The sequence below is a fragment of the Halorubrum sp. PV6 genome, from assembly GCF_003990725.2.
Taxonomy (GTDB): domain Archaea; phylum Halobacteriota; class Halobacteria; order Halobacteriales; family Haloferacaceae; genus Halorubrum.
Map to the genome: position 1 here is coordinate 518,868 of NZ_CP030064.1, position 17,027 is coordinate 535,894.

The window sequence follows — 17,027 nt, forward strand, 5'->3', positions numbered from 1 at the left end:
CAGATGCCAACTGGACGTCGGCAAGCGGCGAGACGACCGGTCGAAGGTCGACGGGCCCTCCCTACACCGGCTTAGTACATCAAGTTGACAATCGTCCGTCAGGGCCCGACCGGGTTACAGTGTACCCGGCTAACGCCACCGACGACGAACGGCTTTCAACGTGGATGACGGTGGACGTCGACTCCGTCGTCAAACCCGAATGCTTCCGATAGGTATCCGGATACGGGGCGGCCGCATCAAGCGACTCCGCCGCCGGGCCCGACATTGGCAAGTCGGATCAGCCCGACTGCCTCCATCGGCGCCAACTCAGATATTCATGCCGACATCGGCGGGGGTGCCGCTGTCGGTGCTGTCTGCAACCGAGGTGATCTCTCGGGCAATATGAAACGACGTGAACTCCTTAGTACCACCCTGCACCGCGCCGTGCTCGGGGCTGCTGTCTCTTCTGTCCTCGAACTGTTCGATCTGTGGTCTGCGTCGATGTCCCTCTTTGCGAGTGAACCAACGCAATCAACGCCCACAGACAACCGAGGGGTCGTTGCCCGCGAACTGACCCCGGACGGCTACGCGATGACGTACGAGTGGACGGACCGATCCGGGCGCGAGTGGCGTCTGGAGTTCCCTATCGATCGATCCGTGCACCGAGAGGCGGCTGACGAGACACACGGTTACTTGAGTGGGTTTGAAGCGGCGAAGGCGAGTGCTCATGCCGAACGACTCACGGAAGCACTCGCCGACGCACGTACGGGAGGTGAGAGTGCCTGGCGATCGCTTCCCGAGTCGGTCCGTTTTGAAGCGGTGATCGGGCTCGTTCACTCGCTCGAATACGTGACAGACGCAGAGTCGACCGGTGCGCCGGATTATGTCCGTTCTGTTGAGGAGACTTTGGTCGATGGGTGCGGTGATTGTGAGGACCTCACGTTTCTACTGGTCGGACTGCTCTCACAACCGATTTTCAACTACCGAACTGCGATGGTGATCCTCCCTGGTCACATGCTGGCGGCCGTGCACAGAGACGACCTTCCGGCGGCGTACGCCGACGCGCCGACACTCCCAGGCGGAACGTACGTTGCGATAGAGGCTGTCAGGTCTCGCCAAATCGGTCGGTTCCAAGACAAACCTGTGCTGGTGGTGTATGGAAACGGTCTCGAGTACATTGATCAGTCAGCAATCGCCGACGCAGCCGGCGAACTCGTTTGAATATATATTGCTGTATACTACTATCACTCGGGTTTTTTCTTGATAGCGTCATACCTATTAAACATGGAGTCGGCAGTCCTGCTCAGATGTTCGCTTTGTGACGCTGTTTTCGCACTCGAAGGCCGTCGGAACGAGTACTCCAGACAGGACCTGTTCTCGCGGGCAAAAGCTCATCTCCGGGAACATGAGCTTGATGAGCCGAAGACGGCGATTCGAAAGTACGGGATCGTTTCTGCGGCTACTGAAATCGTCATCCCCCAAGAACGTCATCAGCAACTTCCGACGGAGGAGTGGACGGATCTCGAGGATACGTGGCTCCCGGACGGTGCCCTCTCTCATGACGACGGATTCCTGTCAGCACACAACTAACCAGTCGAGAGGCATTCGACCAGCTCAGTGCGGCTGTTGAATGCCTACCGACGGACCTCTTAACCTCGTCGCGTAGCGGGACCGGGTTACTCTCCGTCATACAGAGTTCCTCGTCGCTCGGCGACTCCCCGGCGCCGAGGTAGGCTGCGACGGCTTCGTCAAGAGTACGGGCAGGGGAGGCTCGGGAGTTGAGTGAATCTGGTGTGTATACCAAACTCCGCGCTGTATCTCGCACGCCCATTTGAGCGCACAGAAAGTTGTTTATTGGATGGGGACATAACACTATATATATATATGAGAAGCCAGATAGACCCTTCCAATTTTGAGAAGCGGTATGAGTCATTTCGTGATGATGATGGTGAATGGTCGTTTGAAATTCAAGAATATCACGCCGACCTCAATTTAATCACCCCGTCAGATGTGCCTGCTACCCTCTCCCCAAAGGAAGCATACCGTGCCGCTGTCTTTCTTGAGGGGTTCATTCAAGAGAAAAAGAGCACAGGTGATTGGTCGGACAGTGTGCTTGATGGGTTCAACAAGTTTGAGTCTACCATAGAAGTCGAGGCCGTAGCGAAAGCGCTCAGAGAACTCTCGAATCAGAACGAGCCAATTTAACTCACACGTGAACCGTGCTGAGCGGTTCCCGACCAAGCCGGAAGATGACTCTCTGTGAGGTGCGCGCCCGCTATGTATGTATGCTACCTTACCACAACGTAGCACGAGCCAAGTAAGCTGCCCACCGTACGATGAGTTGGGTCGATGAACGACGACTGGATGCCAGCCGAACAAGAGAAACAGCTTCGAACGCGGGTGGCACACGACCGAGAGCGATTGCATTTCCAGTTTCGGTGGGATCAACCCGACCCCGGCGGCTGGATCCACGATATGCTGGCCTACCACGAAGGCGAGTGGCGACAGTTTGCCGACCCGTCACCGTGGGTGAGCGACGACGGGCACACCGGGTTCTACGAGGACCGTCTGAGCTTCTTCCTCGACGACGGGAGCGTTCGCGGGTTCGAGGAGTTCGCCGGATGGCTGACGGCTCACGAGGGGATGCGCTCGCTGCCGAGCGCAGCGTCTGTCGCCGATGTCACGTCCCACCCCCACTACGGCGACCGTCTCGGGAAGTCCGATATCCGGAAGTTCCTTCCACAGGCATGTGCCGGCGAGTGGTGGGAAGGCGACTGGCGAGAGGTGCGTTCCCCCGGCGAACTACAGGCGATGAAGGCCCACGGCGAGTTTCTCGACCTGCCGATGTGGCGCGCACACCGGTCCGACCCGGTCGGATACGGGACCGATGCTCACGTTCTCGACTACCGGCACGCCGACGACGGCCGTCGAACCTACACGAGCCAGGAGTGGACATCGGACGCGGGGCCGGAGCTGATGTTTGATCCGGATGTCGTCGACGGGGGCGCACTCGATTACCACGCCGTCTCTGCCGGCGAGTTCCCGGCACAGGGTTCGGGAACGTACGCGCTTACACCGGACGTGACGGTCCCGTTCGACCCCGGTGTGGCCGAGTGGGAGGGGGCGATGATTCCACGCCGCCCCGTCCGCGAGCCCACCGGAAGTGCCGCCGATTGGACCGCCTCGGGCACGTGGACCGGAGACGAGTGGGTCGTCACAATGTCACGTCCGTTGGTAACCGATACCCCCTCGGACACAACGCAGCTGTCTCCGGGCGAGATCTACCTGTGGGCACCCGCGATTCACCACGGCGCCGGGAAGCGCTGGCACTGGGCTGGCTACGCCCACCGGCTCGGTCTCGGGGTGACTCCCGAACGGACGGCAGACCTTCCGCCGCCCTTAGTGGCTCACGAGGTTGAGCCCGCGACCGCTGCAGCCGACGTCGACTGGACCAAAATCCCCGTGCATACGACGCCGCTGGTCTTCCCAGGGATCGCGTCTTGGACGGATCTCGTGAACGGGCAACGGGCTACGGCCATCCGGAACTTGGAGACCACGATGTGGAAGCTCCACGGCCGAGCGGCCGAGTGAGCGCGGCGGCGAACACCGTATTCCGATAGGCGTTACAGTCTCCTATAGAGCAGATCGGAGTAACAACTAATAGTTGATCACCCGCAATGCGTACATGAGTCCAGAAATTCATCGGATCACCGATGTACGCTCGAAGAACGTTGTCATCTTCATCGCCGCGATGTTCGTCGGGGTTATGGCATACACCGGCGAGATCGGGTACACGCCCGTCGTGCTCCTACTGTTGTTGACTGCGGCGGCAATCGGCAGGTACGGCTCGGAGTAGAGGTTCGAAGTAATTCCCCGGAGGGCACGCACCCTGTATTGCAGCACGGATGCGAGAAAACATCAGTAAGCGATTATGGTAGTGGATCCAAACAGCTGGAACCGCCCGGATGCTACCGGTCGCCGACCGCCCCCGTCGCGGCCGACACCGTTTTTCGGCCGCCGCCCGACCGGCTGATCGTGTCCGATCCAAGCGCCCACCACGTCGGGATCACGGTCGCCGACTTGGACCGCGCCGTCGACTTCTACACCGAGACGTTCGGGTTCGACATCGTCGCCGAGTTCGCGGTCGGGGGCGACGCCTTCGCCGAGGCGGTCGCCGTCGACGACGCGTCGGCCGCGTTCGCGCACCTCGACGCCGGCGACATCGTCCTCGAACTCGTCGCGTACGACCCCGCCGCCCCCGGCGAGGCCCCCGAACTCAACCATCGGGGCGCGACGCACCTCGGCCTCTCGGTCGACGACGTGGCGGCCTTCCACGCCGACCTCGACGACGACGTGGAGACGCTGAGCCCGCCGCGAACCACGGAGAGCGGGACGACGATCCTGTTCGTCAGGGACCCGGAGGGGAACCTGATCGAAGTGCTCGACGCCTGAGGCGGTCGGCCCCGGTCAGTTCACCTCACTCGACTTCACTCGACTTCACTCCACTCCGCTTCACTTCACCTTCGTGCCCGGCCCGGCGTCCTCGTAGGTCGTGAGGAGGTCGGCCTCCTCGCCGGCGGCCAGCACCATCCCGTTGGACTCGACGCCGAACAGCTCCGCCTTCTCCATGTTCGCGAGGACGACGACCTTCGTCTCGGGGAGGTCGTCCACGTCGTGGAGCTGTTTGAGCCCCGCGACGATCGTCCGGGTCTCCGCGCCGAGGTCGACGCTGAGTCTGAGGAGGTCGTCGGCGCCCTCGATGCCCTCGGCCGCCTCGATCCGGCCGATCCGGATGTCCAGTTCCTGGAAGTCGTCGAAGCTGATGCGGTCGTCGCTGAGAGGTTCGATGTCGGTCATGTCGGTGTCGGTGTCGTCGGTGTCGTCTGCGCCTTCGGCCTCGCTGTCCTCGTCGTCCGCCTCGCTGCCCTCGTCGGCTTCGGCCGCCTTCACGCGGGCCTCCAGCTTCTCGTTTAACGCCTCGACGCGCTCGTCTTCGATCTGTGCGAACAGCTCCGTCGGCTCGGCCAGGTCGCCCGTCGGCCCCTCGCGGGCCGCCTCGACCGTGACCTCGTGGACCGAACCGTCCTCGCCGAGCTGGTTCCAGAGCCGCTCGGCTTTCTGCGGCGCGATCGGCTCGAACAGGACGGCGATCGCCTTCGCGACCGCGACGCAGTCGTGGATGACCTGCGCGGCCTCCTCGGGGTCGTCGTCGACGAGCTTCCACGGCTCGCTCCGCTGGATGTACTCGTTCCCGAACCGCGCGAGGTCGGTCACGGCGTCGCCGACCTCGCGGACGGAGTAGTCGTTGACGGCGGCCTCGAAGTCGGTGATCGCCTCGTCGATCCGCTCGGCGACCTCCTCGCTCGTCGCGTCCGCGATGGGCGCCTCGTCGTAGTTGCGGTGCGCGAAGAGCAGCGAGCGGTAGAGGAAGTTGCCGACCGTCCCCACCAGCTCGGTGTTGACGCGGTCGCGGAACTTCTCCCACGAGAAGTCCACGTCCTGCTGGAACCCGCCGTTGGTCGCGAGGTAGTAGCGGAGCGGGTCGGGGTGGAACCCCTCGTCTAAGTACTCGTCGGCCCAGACGGCGCGGTCGCGGCTCGTGGAAAAGCCCTTCCCGCCGAGGGTGACGAACCCGCTCGCCATCACCGCGCGCGGCTCCGTGTGGCCCGTCGCCTCCAGCATCGCGGGCCAGAAGATCGTGTGGTGTTGGATGATGTCGCGGCCGATCACGTGGACGATCTCGCCGCCCTCGGGGTGGTCGTCGCTCGCGCCCTCGTTCCACGCGGCCTCCCAGTCGAAGGTCTCGGCGCCGACGCGCTCGGTGTACTGTTTCGTCGAGGAGATGTACTCGATGGGCGCGTCGACCCAGACGTACAAGACCAGATCCTGCGGGTTCTCCCCCGGCAGGTCGATCCCCCAGTCCATATCGCGGGTGATACACCAGTCTTGGAGCCCCTGTTCGATCCACTCGCGGGGCTGGTTCCGGGCGTTCGAGGTGCCCTCGAGGCGGTCGAGAAAGTCGGAGAGGTAGTCGGCGAACTCGGAGACCGCGAAGAACTTGTGGGTCCGCTCGCGGTACTCGGCGGGGTTGCCGGTGATCGTCGACTCGGGGTCCTCGACCTCGCCGGGTTCGAGGTGGCGCTGACACCCCTCGTCGCACTCGTCGCCGCGGGCGTGTTCGCCGCAGTACGGGCAGGTCCCCTCGACGTAGCGGTCGGGGAGGTACTGGTCGTCGACGGGGTCGTACGCGACCATGATCTCCTTTTCGTAGAGGTGGCCCGCCTCGTCGAGGTCGCGGACGAGCTGTTGGGTCACCGCCGTGTTCGTCTCGTCGTGGGTGTGGCCGTAGTTGTCGAACTCGACGTTGAACTCGGGGAACGTCGCGGCGTACTGCTCGTGCCAGTCGAGCGCGAACTGCTCGGGGGAGACCCCCGCTTGCTCGGCGTTGACCGCGACGGGCGTCCCGTGCATGTCGGACCCCGAGACGAACGCGGTCTCCTGCCCGAGCCGTTCGAGCGCGCGGCTGTACACGTCGCCGCCGACGTAGGTGCGGAGGTGGCCGATGTGGAGGTCGCCGTTGGCGTACGGCAGTCCACACGTCACCACCGCCGGGTCGTCGGTGGGGAAGTCGTCGTGGCTCATGTCGTGTGTATCGAGGTGTGTGGATACAGGCCTAAAGCCCGCTGGTTCGCCCCCGTCGCGGCGCACGCGCCCCGAGCGCTTCGGACCAGCCTGTGCGACGACGCCGGCCCTCGAATTATCACTCGCTGTGACTTCGACCCGTCTTTTAAATAACGAGCGGGCGACCGTCCGAGCGAACACGAATGCACTGGCAGACGACCCCGTACGTTTTCCTCCTCTTTTTCACCTCGCTGACGGCGCTCGCGTCGGGGCTGTACGCCGTGGCCGCGGTCGGTCGGGGCGACCGAACGCCGACCGTCCGGACGTTCATCGCGCTCTGTGCCGCCGGCTCGCTGTGGGCGGGCACGTACGCCGTCCAGATCGCGGCGCCGACGCTCGACGCGAAGATCGCGGCGTACGGGGCCTTACACCTCGGTGCGGCGTTCGTCGGCCCGATCTGGCTCGCGTTCGCGCTGAGCTACACCGGCCGCTCTTCGTACCTCACCCGCACCACCGTCCCGGCGCTGCTCGCGGTTCCGGTGGCGCTACTCGTCGCGTTCCCGACGAACCCCGCGTCGCTGGTGTTGACCGACGTGTCGCTGGTCACGTCGGGTTCGACCGCGTTCCTCGCAACCGGCAGCGGGCCGCTGTACCAGCTCAACCTCGCGTACACCTACCTCCTCGTCATCGGCGGCGCGGCGCTCGTCATCGGCGAGTCGATTCAGTCTGGCGGCCGGGTCCGGCGACAGGCCGGGCTGATGGCGGCCGGGGCCGTCGTGCCGCTCGCCCTGAGCTTCCTCCACCTCTTCTCGCTCGGCCCGTTCGGCGCCGTCGGCGAGGTGAACCTGACGCCCGTCTCGCTCGTGGTCTCGACGGTGTTCTTCGGCGTCGCGGTGTTCCGATACCGGCTGCTCGACCTGACGCCCATCGCGTCGCGGGTCGTCCTGACACAGATCGGCGACGGGGTCGTCGTCCTCGACACCGACGGGTCGATAGTCGACGTGAACCCGGCGACGGAGCGGTTCCTCGGCGGGCGCGACGCGCTGATCGGCACCCCGCTCTCGGACCACGTCCCCGAGTACGCGGGGCTCGACGTGGCGGGCTCGACGCTTGTGACGGTCGAGGCGGACGGCGAGGAGGCGCACCTCCAGCTGACGCGCTCGCCGCTCGACCGCGACGGGACCCAGTACGGCCACGCCGTCCTCCTCCGGGATGTGACGGAACTCGAACGGCAGCGCCGGGAGCTCGAACGGAAAAACGAGCGGCTGGACTCGTTCGCGTCGGTCGTCTCACACGACCTCCGGAACCCCCTCGCGGTCATCGACGGGTACGCCGACCTCGCGCGCGACACCGGCGACCCCGCGCACATCGACGTGATCCAGGACACGGCCGCACAGATGCAGGAGTTCCTCGAAGAGCTGCTCCAGCTCTCCCAGCGCGGCGACACGGTGACCGACCTCCAGCCGGTGTCGCTCACGGCCGTCGCCGAGGACGTCGGCGACGCCATCGCGGACCCGGACCTGACGGTCGCGGTCGCCAACGACGTGCGGCTGACGGCCGACCGAGCGCGGCTCAGACAGGTGCTCGACAACCTGTGTCGCAACGCCTGTGACCACGTCGACGGCGCGGTCTCGCTGACGATCGGCCCCTGTGCGGACGGCTTCTACGTCGAGGACGACGGCCCCGGCATCTCGCCGGCGGACCGCGATCAGGTGTTCGACGTCGGCTACACCACCCGAGAGGAGGGGACGGGGCTCGGCCTCTCCATCGTCCGCGACATCGTGGAGGCGCACGGCTGGTCCATCGCCGTCGCCGAGGGGACGGGCGACGGGGCGCGGTTCGAGGTCACGGGCGTCGAGACGCGAGACGTCGCCGAACCGGGCGCGGACGTCGAGACCGAGCTGGACATCTGCTCGGTGCCGGTCGACCAGCAGGCGACGGACTGAGGGCCCGCGCCGAGCGAGTGGGGGCCGACCCCGACGCGGTCGCTCCGTCGTGTCGTCTCAGATCAGCTCGCGGACGATGTCCGCGGCGTCGGCCGCGGTCGGGGCGAGCACGTAGGCGATCGGTTCGACGCCGACGGCGCCCGTCTGGTACAGGACGAGGGTGTCCCCGCCCGTCTCCTCGGCGCTCTCGACCGCCGCCGCGACCGCCTCGCGCGTCGAGCGCTCGGGGTCGAACGCGACCGTCGGGTGGTCGGCGGCGAGCGCCTCGACGGTTTCGGGCGCGTACCGGACGTTCACCGCACCGCGGGCGGACGCCCCGGCCTCGCGGGCGGCGAGGAGGACGCTCGCGACGTGCTCGCTCACGCCGAACTCGGGCTCGCCGGGCACCATCGCCCGCCCTTTCACGTCGACGAGGCGACCGGGGACGGCCGCCACGTCGTCTATCGTCCGTGCGTCGTCGAGACACTCCGCGACGTTCGCCCCGACGTTCGGGATGAGCCCGGCGAAGCCGGAGGCGTTCGTGAGCGTCCGGAGTCCGCGCCGGACCGACGAGCGGACCCGCTCGCGCTCGCGGAGGCCGCTGTCCGGGTCGTGGACGGCGAACTCCACGTCGGCGTCGGCGAGCGCGGGCATCGCCTCCTCGTGGAGGTCCGCGAGGAGGTCGCCCTCTTCGAGCCGCCGGATCAGCACCTCTATCTCGACGAGCGCGGCGACCGGCGTCAGCTCCTCCGTCGCGAGCCCCTCGCCCACGCGCTCGACGAGCTCGCGGACGCGCTCGTCGGCGACGATCCGGTCGTGGCGAGCCACGTCGCCGTGCGCGTACTTCGAGACGGCCGACTGAGAGATGCCGAGCGCCTCGGCGACCTCGTGTTGGGTGAAGCCGCGCTCGCGGAGGTCCTCGGCCAGCATCGAGCGCACCGTCGGGAGGAACTCGTCGACGACGACCTCCTCGATGAACCTCATCGCTCGTCCTCGGCGGGCGACGACCGCTCGAACTCCGGATCGGCGCCGATCCGAGAGGCCTGCGGGCCGTCTTGGTCTTGGTACTTCGAGCCGCGCTCGACGCCGTAGGGGCGATCGGCGGGCGATTTGAGTTCCGTGAAGATGAGCTGTGAGACGCGCATGCCGGGCGTGAGCGCGACGGGGGCGGTGCCGAGATTCGACAGTTCCAGCGTGATCTGGCCGTGGTACCCCGGATCGACGATGCCGGCCGTGGCGTGGATGACGATGGCGAGCCGGCCGAGCGAGGACCGGCCCTGCACGGTCGCGAGCAGGTCCGGCGGAATCTCGACGCGCTCCGTCGTGGTGCCGAGAACGAAGTCGCCGGGGTGGAGGATGAACTCCTCGCCCTCGGGGACGCGCGTCTCCGTGACGTACTCGCCGACCTCGTCGGCCTCGGTCGGGTGGATACACGGGATGTTCGTGCGCTGAAACTCCAAGAAGCGCTCGCCGAGCCGCAGGTCGACGCTCGCGGGCTGGACCTGCTGGTCGATATCGTCGAGCGGTTCGACCACCAGGTCCCCCTCCGCGAGGCGGTTGAGGATATCTGCATCCGACAGGATCATGTCGGGAGAGGCGGTCCCGACCGGGATAAAAACTCCCAACTCCGCGGGCGCGGTTCACACCGCCGCGAGCAGGAGTCCGAACGCGCCGAATATCCCGCCGACGACGCCGGCGACCCCGCGGTCGAGGTCGTGATACGCCTCCAGCCCGCCGACGACAACGACCCACTGTATCGCGATAACGACGGCCGACGCGAGCAGCAGCGGCCCCCGTGTCGCCGAGATTGCGGCGATGAGCTCGTCTGTGACGGCGCCGATCGTGGCCCCGCCGACCGTCGTCGTCGAAAGCGCGTACCAGACCACGGCGACCCCGGCGGCCAGCCGGACCACCTCGACGGCGATGGCCCACGCCGCGATGGCGAACGAGTCCCGGAGGGATCCGGTTCCGCCCGCGAGCCGCGTCCCGCCGTGGAGGACGAGCGCGAAGAGCGCCCACCAAATCGGGACCCCTAACAGTCCGTATCCGACGTACTCGCCGGTCGTGCGCTGGAGCTCTGTGCCCACGTCGATGTCGACCATCGCGGGCTGGTCACACCGGTCGGCGAACACCGACTCGTCGTCGTCGCCGAACGTCTCGCAGGTCGCCTCGGAGGGTCGCTCCGGGTTCTCGACGCTTACCTCGCGGTCTATGGTCGCGTCGAAGACGGACCCGAGGGCGACGATCCCGAACGCGGACGCGAACGTGACGAGGACGACGACGCCGAGGGTGAGCGCCTGCCGGCCCGAGTCGAGCCGGTCGAAACCGGCGCGCGAGCGGTCGAGGAGTCCGGCGACCGCGCTAGCGAACGCGGCAAGTGGGGAGGGCATGGCCGACCGTTCGCCACAACGGACAAATAGTTTACCACTCTCGCTCTCACTTATTAGTAGCGTCCGCCCGAACGGCTACCAAATGAGCCGAAACGACGAGGTCGCCGCCCGCTTGGAGGAGTTCGCCGACCGGCTCGAAGCGACGGGCGTCGAGTACAAGCCGACGGCCTACCGCCGCGCCGCCGAGAACGTCCGCGAACACACCGCGCCGGTCGAGGACCTCGCGGCCGACGGCGAGGCCGCGGTCGCCGAGATCGACCGCGTCGGCGACGCCATCGCCGCGAAGATAGTCGAGTACGTCGAGACCGGCGAAATCGAGGAGCTCGAATCGCTGCGCGAGGAGCTCCCCGTCGACATCGGCGCGCTGACCGCGGTCGAGGGCGTCGGCCCGAAGACGGTCGGGAGCCTCTACGAGGCGCTGGAGATAACCACCCTCGACGAACTGGAGGCGGCCGCGGAGGCGGAAGAGATTCAGACTGTCTCCGGGTTCGGCGCAAAAACAGAAACGAACATCTTGGAGAACATCCCGTTCGCGCGCGAGGCCCGGAAGCGAACCCGCCTCGGCGACGCCCGGCCCGTCGCCGACGCCGCGCTGTCGCACCTCGACGCGGTCGACGCGGTCGCGTCGGTCGAGGTGTGCGGCTCGATCCGCCGGTGGAAGGCGACCATCGGCGACATCGACATCCTCGTCGCCAGCGAGGCGCGCGAGCCCATCGTCGAGGCGTTCACCGACTGGCCCGAGGCGGACGCGACGATAGAGGCGGGCACCGGTAAGGCGAGCGTCCGCGCGAACGGCACCCGCGTCGACCTCCGGATCGTCGACCCCGACGAGTTCGGCGCTGCGCTCCAGTACTTCACGGGATCGCGCGCGCACAACGTCGCGGTCCGCAACCGGGCCATCGACCGCGGGTTGAAGCTCAACGAGTACGGGCTCTTCGACGTGAGCGAGGTCGACGAGGCGGCCGCCGAACCCGACGCGGCCGACGCCGACAGCCGGCGCGTGGGCGAGCGCGTCGCCGGTGCGACCGAGGACGGCGTCTACGAGGCGCTCGACATGGCGCCCGTCCCGCCCGAGCTGCGCGAAGACACCGGGGAGGTCGCGGCGGCCGCGGCCGGCGACCTGCCGGATCTCGTCGAGATGAGCGATCTCCACGGCGATCTGCACACCCACACCGACTGGTCCGACGGCGGGTTCTCGATCGCGGAGATGATCGAGGCGGCCGCGGCGCGCGGCGACGACCTGTACGCGATCACCGACCACGCCGCGGGGCCGGGCGTCGTCGCGAACACCGGCCTCGACGAGGCCGAAATCGCCGACCAGGCCGAGGCGGTCGCGGCGGCGGCCCGCCAGATCGACGGGGCAGTCGCGTTCGGCGACGTACAGGACGCGGGCGAGCCGGCCGACGCGGCCGACGCCGACCTCGTCGTGTGCCACGGGATCGAGGCCAACATCGACGCCGAGGGCGCGGTCACCACCGACGACGAGACGCTCGCCGCCCTCGACGTCGTCGTCGCGTCGCCGCACTCCGCGCTCGGACAGGACTCGGCGGCCGCCACCGAGCGACTGATCCGGGCGGTCGAACACCCGCACGTCGACGTGCTCGGCCACCCGACGGGCCGGCTCATCAACAGCCGCCCCGGTCTCGACCCGGACGTGACGGCGGTGGTCGAGGCGGCCGCGGCCGCCGGCACGGCCATCGAGGTGAACGCGAACCCCGCCCGGCTCGACGCCGACGGCGACGCGGTCCGCGCCGCCGTCGACGCGGGCGCGAGTATCGCGATAAACACCGACGCACACGCGCCCCGCGAACTCGGATACGCCCGCTACGGGGTCCACACCGCCCGGCGCGGCTGGGCCGAGGTCGCCGACGTGCTCAACGCGCGCTCGGTCGCCGACCTCGCCGCGTTCCTCCGCGAGTGATGCCGCCGAACGACGACGGCGTCGACGCCCGCGGCGACGAGCTCGTCGACGAGAGCGCACGGCCCGAGAGCGCGCGCGACGCGGCCGCCCCCGACCCGCCGCGCGTCCTCGTGGACGTGATGTGCGGGTCGCTCGCGACGCACCTCCGGATGTGCGGGTACGACGCGGCGTACGCGCTCGACCGGGGAATCGAGGCCGACGACCGGCTCCTCGCGCTCGCGGCCGACGAGGGGCGGCTCCTGCTCACGCGCGACCGCGAGCTCGCGAGCCGGGCCGACGGCGACGGTTCCGGCGCGGTCCTCCTCACCGAGCGCGACGTGCTCGACCAGCTTCGCGAGGTCGCGGCGGCGGGACTGCCGGTCGAACTCGCCGCGACGCCGACGCGCTGCGGCGACTGTAACGGGCCGGTCGAGCGCGTCGGCGAGGGCGGGGTCGCCGTGCCACCGGGCGCCCGACCCGACTACGTGCCCGACGACGTTGGCGCGGCGCCCGCGAGCGACGGCGACGCCGAGCCCCGACCCGCGTGGCGCTGTCGCGACTGCGGACGCTGGTTCTGGAAGGGCGGCCACTGGGAGTCGGTGGCGGCGCGGCTCGATGACCTGTGACCGGTCTTCGACCCCCGACCCGCACCCGCCGAGCGTAATCGGTTTGGCCGGGACGCTCCTACGAGCCGGTAATGAACCGCGAGCAGGCCGTCGACCGGCTGGAAACCCTCGTCGACCGCGTCGAGACCGAGCCGATGCCGGTCCCCGTCCGCGAGGTGTGGGCGTTCGGCGACGTGGCGCTCGGGCTCGACCCCGTCGACCGCCTCGACGTGTACCTCACGAAGGACGTGATCATGGGCGGCGACGCCGACGCGGCCGCCGACTTCGCCGCCGAGTACGGCGTGAAGGGGGTCGGCACCTCCGTCCGCGCCGAGTGGGCGAACGCGCACCCGGACCGCGTGCGAGCGAGCGACAACGGGTACGCCGCGCCCGAGCAGTGTCTCGCCGCCGAACTGGTCGCCGCCGACGAGCCGATCCACCTCGAAGTGTGTAACGCGAGCTTCGAGGACAACGTGCGCCAGCGCTTAAAAGGGGCGCTGGCCCGCGACGCCTACGAGGAGGTGCTCGACCCGCGCGGCGTCTGTCTGTGGGTCGACGGCACCCGCGACACGGAGGCGTTCGACCGCCTCCGCGACGCCTCGCTCGCGATGCCGACGCTGGCCGCCGCGCTCGGGATGCTCGGCGCCGACGAGAACGTGGCAAACGAGGCCGCCGACGTGCTCAAACGACAGCGCGCCGAACAGGAGGGGCCGTCCGTCCGCGGCGACATGGTGTAGGCGTCTGCCGGGCTCTCGGCTGTGCCTCGCTATTCGTTGCGGTCGTGTCGGACCGTTCGGAAAAATACGGAAAAAACGTCCCTCGGTCATCGAAGACCCTGAGGGCGGCGTCACCTGAATTACTTCGCGCTGGGCTTCGTCTCTTCAGGCGGCGACTGGCCGCCCAGGCGTTCCTTGTACGTATTCATGCCGATGGCAGCGTTGAGCGGGCATTTCTGCGTCGTGGCGGTGGCTGTGAATACCGCCCCGACCACGACTGCCGCTCCGGCGAGGACGAGGCCGAGGGTCCCTGCTGACAACGTGACGAATCCGCCAAACGCGGCGATGCCCACGAGAATCAGTATCGGACCGAGTACGAACCGTACGCTCCTGTCGTATCCGCCTACATTTTTTTGCATGATTGTTCAGCTCCTACCTTTCATATACGTTCGCTGAGGTATTAACCGTATCTTAAAAACCACCAGTCCATGCGTTTCCGCTGGTGTGCCACGCAGAATCGATCCAGATCGATTGGTCCAAATCGATTTCGGTGTCCCTGCCACGGCGGATCCTTTCGTCAGGCCTCGGTCTCGACCCGACCCACGGTCACGTCGAACGGAACGCGCTCGACGCGCTCGTACGACTCGTCGTCGATGGCCGCGACCACGTCGCGACCCATCGCGCGCCAGCGCCGGCGCAGGTCGTCGTACGCGCTCTCGGAGGTCGCCGCGATGAGTTCCTCACGATTGTCGGCGAGCCCCGCCCCAGAGGCTTTCCGCGCCGCGGCGGTCAGCGCCGGCTCCGCGTACGGCGCCGCGACGCGCTTCTCGTGGACGTACCGCCGCGTCTGTATCCCTTTGAGCCCCGCCGCCGCGAACGCCTCGCGGACCCGGTCGCCGAGCGCCACGTCGGTGTCGACCCCCTCTAGGTACGCCGCCCGCGCTTCCCGCTCTAAGCGCTCCTCGGCGTCGACGGTCGAGGTCACCGTCACGTCGGCGTTGTCGGGTTCGACCGCGGCGACCAATCCCGACGAAACCCGCGCGAACTCCCGGACCGCGGCGGTCGGGTCGGGGAGATTGATAAGGAGGGCCTGACACACCGCGAGGTCGACGGCGTCGTCCGGGACGGGGAGCCGCGTCGCGTCGCCGACGGCGTACGGGAGCCCGGTCTCCTCGCGGGCGACGCCGAGCAGCGTCGGGTCGGCGTCGACGCCGACCACGGTCGCGTCCGGCGGCGTCTCCGCGTCGATGACGCGGGTCAACTCGCCGGTGCCGCAGCCGGCGTCGAGGACGCGGCGGCGGTCCGCCAACTCCAGGCCGTCGAGCGCCTCCCGGTCGTCGTTCCACATCCCGCGGCGGGTGTGTTCGAGGTACTCCGCGGAGAAGCGTCGCACGCCACCGGGTTCGACACAGGCGCGAATAAACGTGCGGGACTCGGACCGACCGGACTCAGAGTTCGTCGTCGCCGTCGTCCTCGTCGTCGCCCTCGCCGTCGCCGCCGAACCCGGCAACGTCCGCGAGGAGTGCCGCCGAGACGCCGGCGCAGTAGCCGACGAACGCCCCGCTCAGCCCGATGAGCGCGAACGACCACGTCACCCCGGCGAGCGGATCGCCGCCGCTGCCGACGCCGGGGACGCCGAAGACGGACCCGACCGCGACGAGCGCGGCGAACACGCCGGCGGGCACGACGCCCACCGTCAGACACGCCGGGCCGCCACACCGCGCGTACGCGCCGGCCGCCGCGACGGGAGCCGGGGCGTAAAACACCAAGAGCGGGACGAGCCGGTCGGTCAGCGCCGCCGCGGACTGGACGTCCGCGAGGTCGGCGACGATGGCGACCACGAGCGACAGCGCCACGACGCCGGCGAACCCGCCGACCATCGTGAGCGCCAACCGGCGCCGTTGGCCGATGAGTAGCGCCTCCGTGGTGGTCATGTTCGTGGATCGGACGCCGACGTATATAAAAGCGCGTCGGACGCTGGGCCGCTCCGTCGGGCGCCCGTCAGTCACGCGTCAGTCGGCGCGAAGTTCCCGGACGCGGTCGATGTTCCACGCGAAACTCTTCCCGTCCTCGGTGGGCGTCTCCAGCGCGAGCGGCACGTCCGCGAGCGCCGGGTGGTTGAGGAACCGCTCCATCCCCGCCTCGCCGATGTGGCCCTCGCCAATGTGGGCGTGCTCGTCTTTGTGGGTGCCGCAGGCGTGTTTCGAGTCGTTGAGGTGGACGTACGCCAAGTGTTCTAACCCCACCACGTCGTCGAACTCCGCGAGCGTCTCGTCGACCGCCTCGGGCGTCGAGAGGTCGTAGCCGGCCGCGAAGGCGTGTGCGGTGTCGACGCAGACGTCGATGTCGGTCTCCGTGCGGTCGATGATCCCCGCGAGGTGTTCGAACTCGCCGCCGAGTTTCGTCCCCGCGCCCGCGTCGCTCTCGATCAGGATCGTGACGCCCTCCGGCACGTCGATGTCGTCTATCACCGAGGCGGCGTTGTCGAGGCCGCCCTCGACGCCCGCGCCGGTGTGGGCGCCGAGGTGGACGTTGACGTAGGGGATGTCGAGCTTCGCGGCCGCGTCGACCTCCTTTTGCATCGAGTCGAGCGACTTCTCGCGGAGCCCGTCTTTCGGCGTACAGAGGTTCACGAGGTAGGAGGTGTGGATCACCCACGGCCCGTCGAGGTCGCGCTCGGTCCCCTCACGGAACCTTTCGGCCTCCTCGTCGCCGATGTTCGGGTCCTGCCACACCTGCGGCGAGTGGGTGAATATCTGTCCGCAGTTGCCGCCGACCTCGACCTGGTTCTCGACCGCGTTGTCTACGCCGCCCGCGATGGAGACGTGCGCGCCGACCTTGAGACTCATAGCCGATTCACGCGAGCGTCGGAAAAAGCCCCTTCGGAACCG

18 protein-coding genes are annotated in these 17,027 nt (G+C 67.9%); 10 read left to right on the plus strand and 8 right to left on the minus strand.

Going from position 1 to position 17,027, the window contains the following annotated elements; translation table 11 throughout:
* The first annotated feature begins 381 nt into the window (after window positions 1-381).
* The 6 genes from DOS48_RS16305 to DOS48_RS16330 all read left to right on the plus strand — a co-directional run bounded on the left by DOS48_RS16305 (window position 382) and on the right by DOS48_RS16330 (window position 4,431).
* The gene (locus DOS48_RS16305; protein ID WP_127116760.1) at window positions 382-1,200 is read left to right on the plus strand and encodes a hypothetical protein; all 819 of its coding nucleotides are present in this window, start codon (window positions 382-384) and stop codon (window positions 1,198-1,200) included.
* Window positions 1,201-1,263: 63 nt separating this feature from the next.
* On the plus strand, window positions 1,264-1,569 hold the full coding sequence (locus DOS48_RS16310; RefSeq protein WP_127116761.1) for a hypothetical protein: 306 nt from the start codon (window positions 1,264-1,266) through the stop codon (window positions 1,567-1,569).
* Between the two features lie 294 nt (window positions 1,570-1,863).
* Window positions 1,864-2,184 carry a hypothetical protein gene (locus tag DOS48_RS16315; protein WP_127116762.1) on the plus strand — a complete coding sequence of 107 codons (321 nt, stop codon included), beginning with the start codon at window positions 1,864-1,866 and terminating at the stop codon, window positions 2,182-2,184.
* Between the two features lie 144 nt (window positions 2,185-2,328).
* Entirely contained in the window at window positions 2,329-3,570 is a 1,242-nt protein-coding gene (locus DOS48_RS16320; RefSeq protein WP_127116763.1) for an ethylbenzene dehydrogenase-related protein, read from the plus strand.
* A gap of 94 nt (window positions 3,571-3,664) precedes the next feature.
* Window positions 3,665-3,835, plus strand: coding sequence for a hypothetical protein (locus tag DOS48_RS16325; protein WP_158283832.1), 171 nt, complete (start codon window positions 3,665-3,667; stop codon window positions 3,833-3,835).
* 179 nt (window positions 3,836-4,014) lie between these two features.
* Window positions 4,015-4,431: a VOC family protein gene (locus tag DOS48_RS16330; RefSeq protein ID WP_127116764.1), complete on the plus strand. Its 417-nt coding sequence runs from the start codon at window positions 4,015-4,017 to the stop codon at window positions 4,429-4,431.
* Between the two features lie 60 nt (window positions 4,432-4,491).
* Here DOS48_RS16330 and metG read toward each other — a convergent pair whose 3' ends face one another.
* Window positions 4,492-6,621: a methionine--tRNA ligase gene (gene metG, locus DOS48_RS16335; RefSeq protein WP_127116765.1), complete on the minus strand. Its 2,130-nt coding sequence runs from the start codon at window positions 6,619-6,621 to the stop codon at window positions 4,492-4,494.
* Between the two features lie 182 nt (window positions 6,622-6,803).
* Between metG and DOS48_RS16340 the strand changes: the two genes are divergently transcribed.
* Entirely contained in the window at window positions 6,804-8,546 is a 1,743-nt protein-coding gene (locus DOS48_RS16340) for a histidine kinase N-terminal 7TM domain-containing protein (protein ID WP_127116766.1), read from the plus strand.
* Between the two features lie 57 nt (window positions 8,547-8,603).
* Here the strand turns inward: DOS48_RS16340 and DOS48_RS16345 are convergent, their stop codons facing one another.
* Genes DOS48_RS16345 through DOS48_RS16355 form a run of 3 tightly spaced genes read right to left on the minus strand, consistent with a single transcriptional unit; the run spans window position 8,604 to window position 10,915 of the window.
* Window positions 8,604-9,509: a thiamine-phosphate synthase family protein gene (locus DOS48_RS16345; RefSeq protein ID WP_127116767.1), complete on the minus strand. Its 906-nt coding sequence runs from the start codon at window positions 9,507-9,509 to the stop codon at window positions 8,604-8,606.
* Window positions 9,506-10,111 carry a dCTP deaminase gene (gene dcd / locus DOS48_RS16350; protein ID WP_127116768.1) on the minus strand — a complete coding sequence of 202 codons (606 nt, stop codon included), beginning with the start codon at window positions 10,109-10,111 and terminating at the stop codon, window positions 9,506-9,508. The genes DOS48_RS16345 and dcd overlap by 4 nt, the downstream gene beginning before the upstream one ends.
* Before the next feature lie 54 nt (window positions 10,112-10,165).
* A complete protein-coding gene (locus DOS48_RS16355) occupies window positions 10,166-10,915 on the minus strand; it encodes a YIP1 family protein (RefSeq protein ID WP_127116769.1) in 750 nt (249 codons plus the stop codon).
* Between the two features lie 82 nt (window positions 10,916-10,997).
* Between DOS48_RS16355 and DOS48_RS16360 the strand changes: the two genes are divergently transcribed.
* From DOS48_RS16360 to DOS48_RS16370, 3 genes are all read left to right on the plus strand, one after another.
* Window positions 10,998-12,836 carry a helix-hairpin-helix domain-containing protein gene (locus DOS48_RS16360; protein ID WP_127116770.1) on the plus strand — a complete coding sequence of 613 codons (1,839 nt, stop codon included), beginning with the start codon at window positions 10,998-11,000 and terminating at the stop codon, window positions 12,834-12,836.
* Complete coding sequence (locus DOS48_RS16365; RefSeq protein WP_127116771.1) at window positions 12,836-13,441, plus strand: Mut7-C RNAse domain-containing protein; 606 nt, start codon at window positions 12,836-12,838, stop codon at window positions 13,439-13,441. The genes DOS48_RS16360 and DOS48_RS16365 overlap by 1 nt, the downstream gene beginning before the upstream one ends.
* A 71-nt stretch (window positions 13,442-13,512) precedes the next feature.
* A complete protein-coding gene (locus DOS48_RS16370; RefSeq protein ID WP_127116772.1) occupies window positions 13,513-14,157 on the plus strand; it encodes a hypothetical protein in 645 nt (214 codons plus the stop codon).
* A gap of 119 nt (window positions 14,158-14,276) precedes the next feature.
* Here the strand turns inward: DOS48_RS16370 and DOS48_RS16375 are convergent, their stop codons facing one another.
* The 4 genes from DOS48_RS16375 to DOS48_RS16390 form a co-directional block, all read right to left on the minus strand.
* Window positions 14,277-14,555 carry a DUF2892 domain-containing protein gene (locus tag DOS48_RS16375; RefSeq protein ID WP_127116773.1) on the minus strand — a complete coding sequence of 93 codons (279 nt, stop codon included), beginning with the start codon at window positions 14,553-14,555 and terminating at the stop codon, window positions 14,277-14,279.
* 158 nt (window positions 14,556-14,713) lie between these two features.
* Window positions 14,714-15,529, minus strand: coding sequence for a class I SAM-dependent methyltransferase (locus tag DOS48_RS16380; RefSeq protein WP_127116774.1), 816 nt, complete (start codon window positions 15,527-15,529; stop codon window positions 14,714-14,716).
* A 55-nt stretch (window positions 15,530-15,584) separates the two neighbouring features.
* Window positions 15,585-16,070 (minus strand): hypothetical protein, encoded by a 486-nt coding sequence (locus DOS48_RS16385; protein WP_127116775.1) that lies wholly within the window; start codon window positions 16,068-16,070, stop codon window positions 15,585-15,587.
* A 78-nt stretch (window positions 16,071-16,148) separates the two neighbouring features.
* Window positions 16,149-16,985: a deoxyribonuclease IV gene (locus DOS48_RS16390; protein ID WP_127116776.1), complete on the minus strand. Its 837-nt coding sequence runs from the start codon at window positions 16,983-16,985 to the stop codon at window positions 16,149-16,151.
* Between the last annotated feature and the right edge of the window lie 42 nt (window positions 16,986-17,027).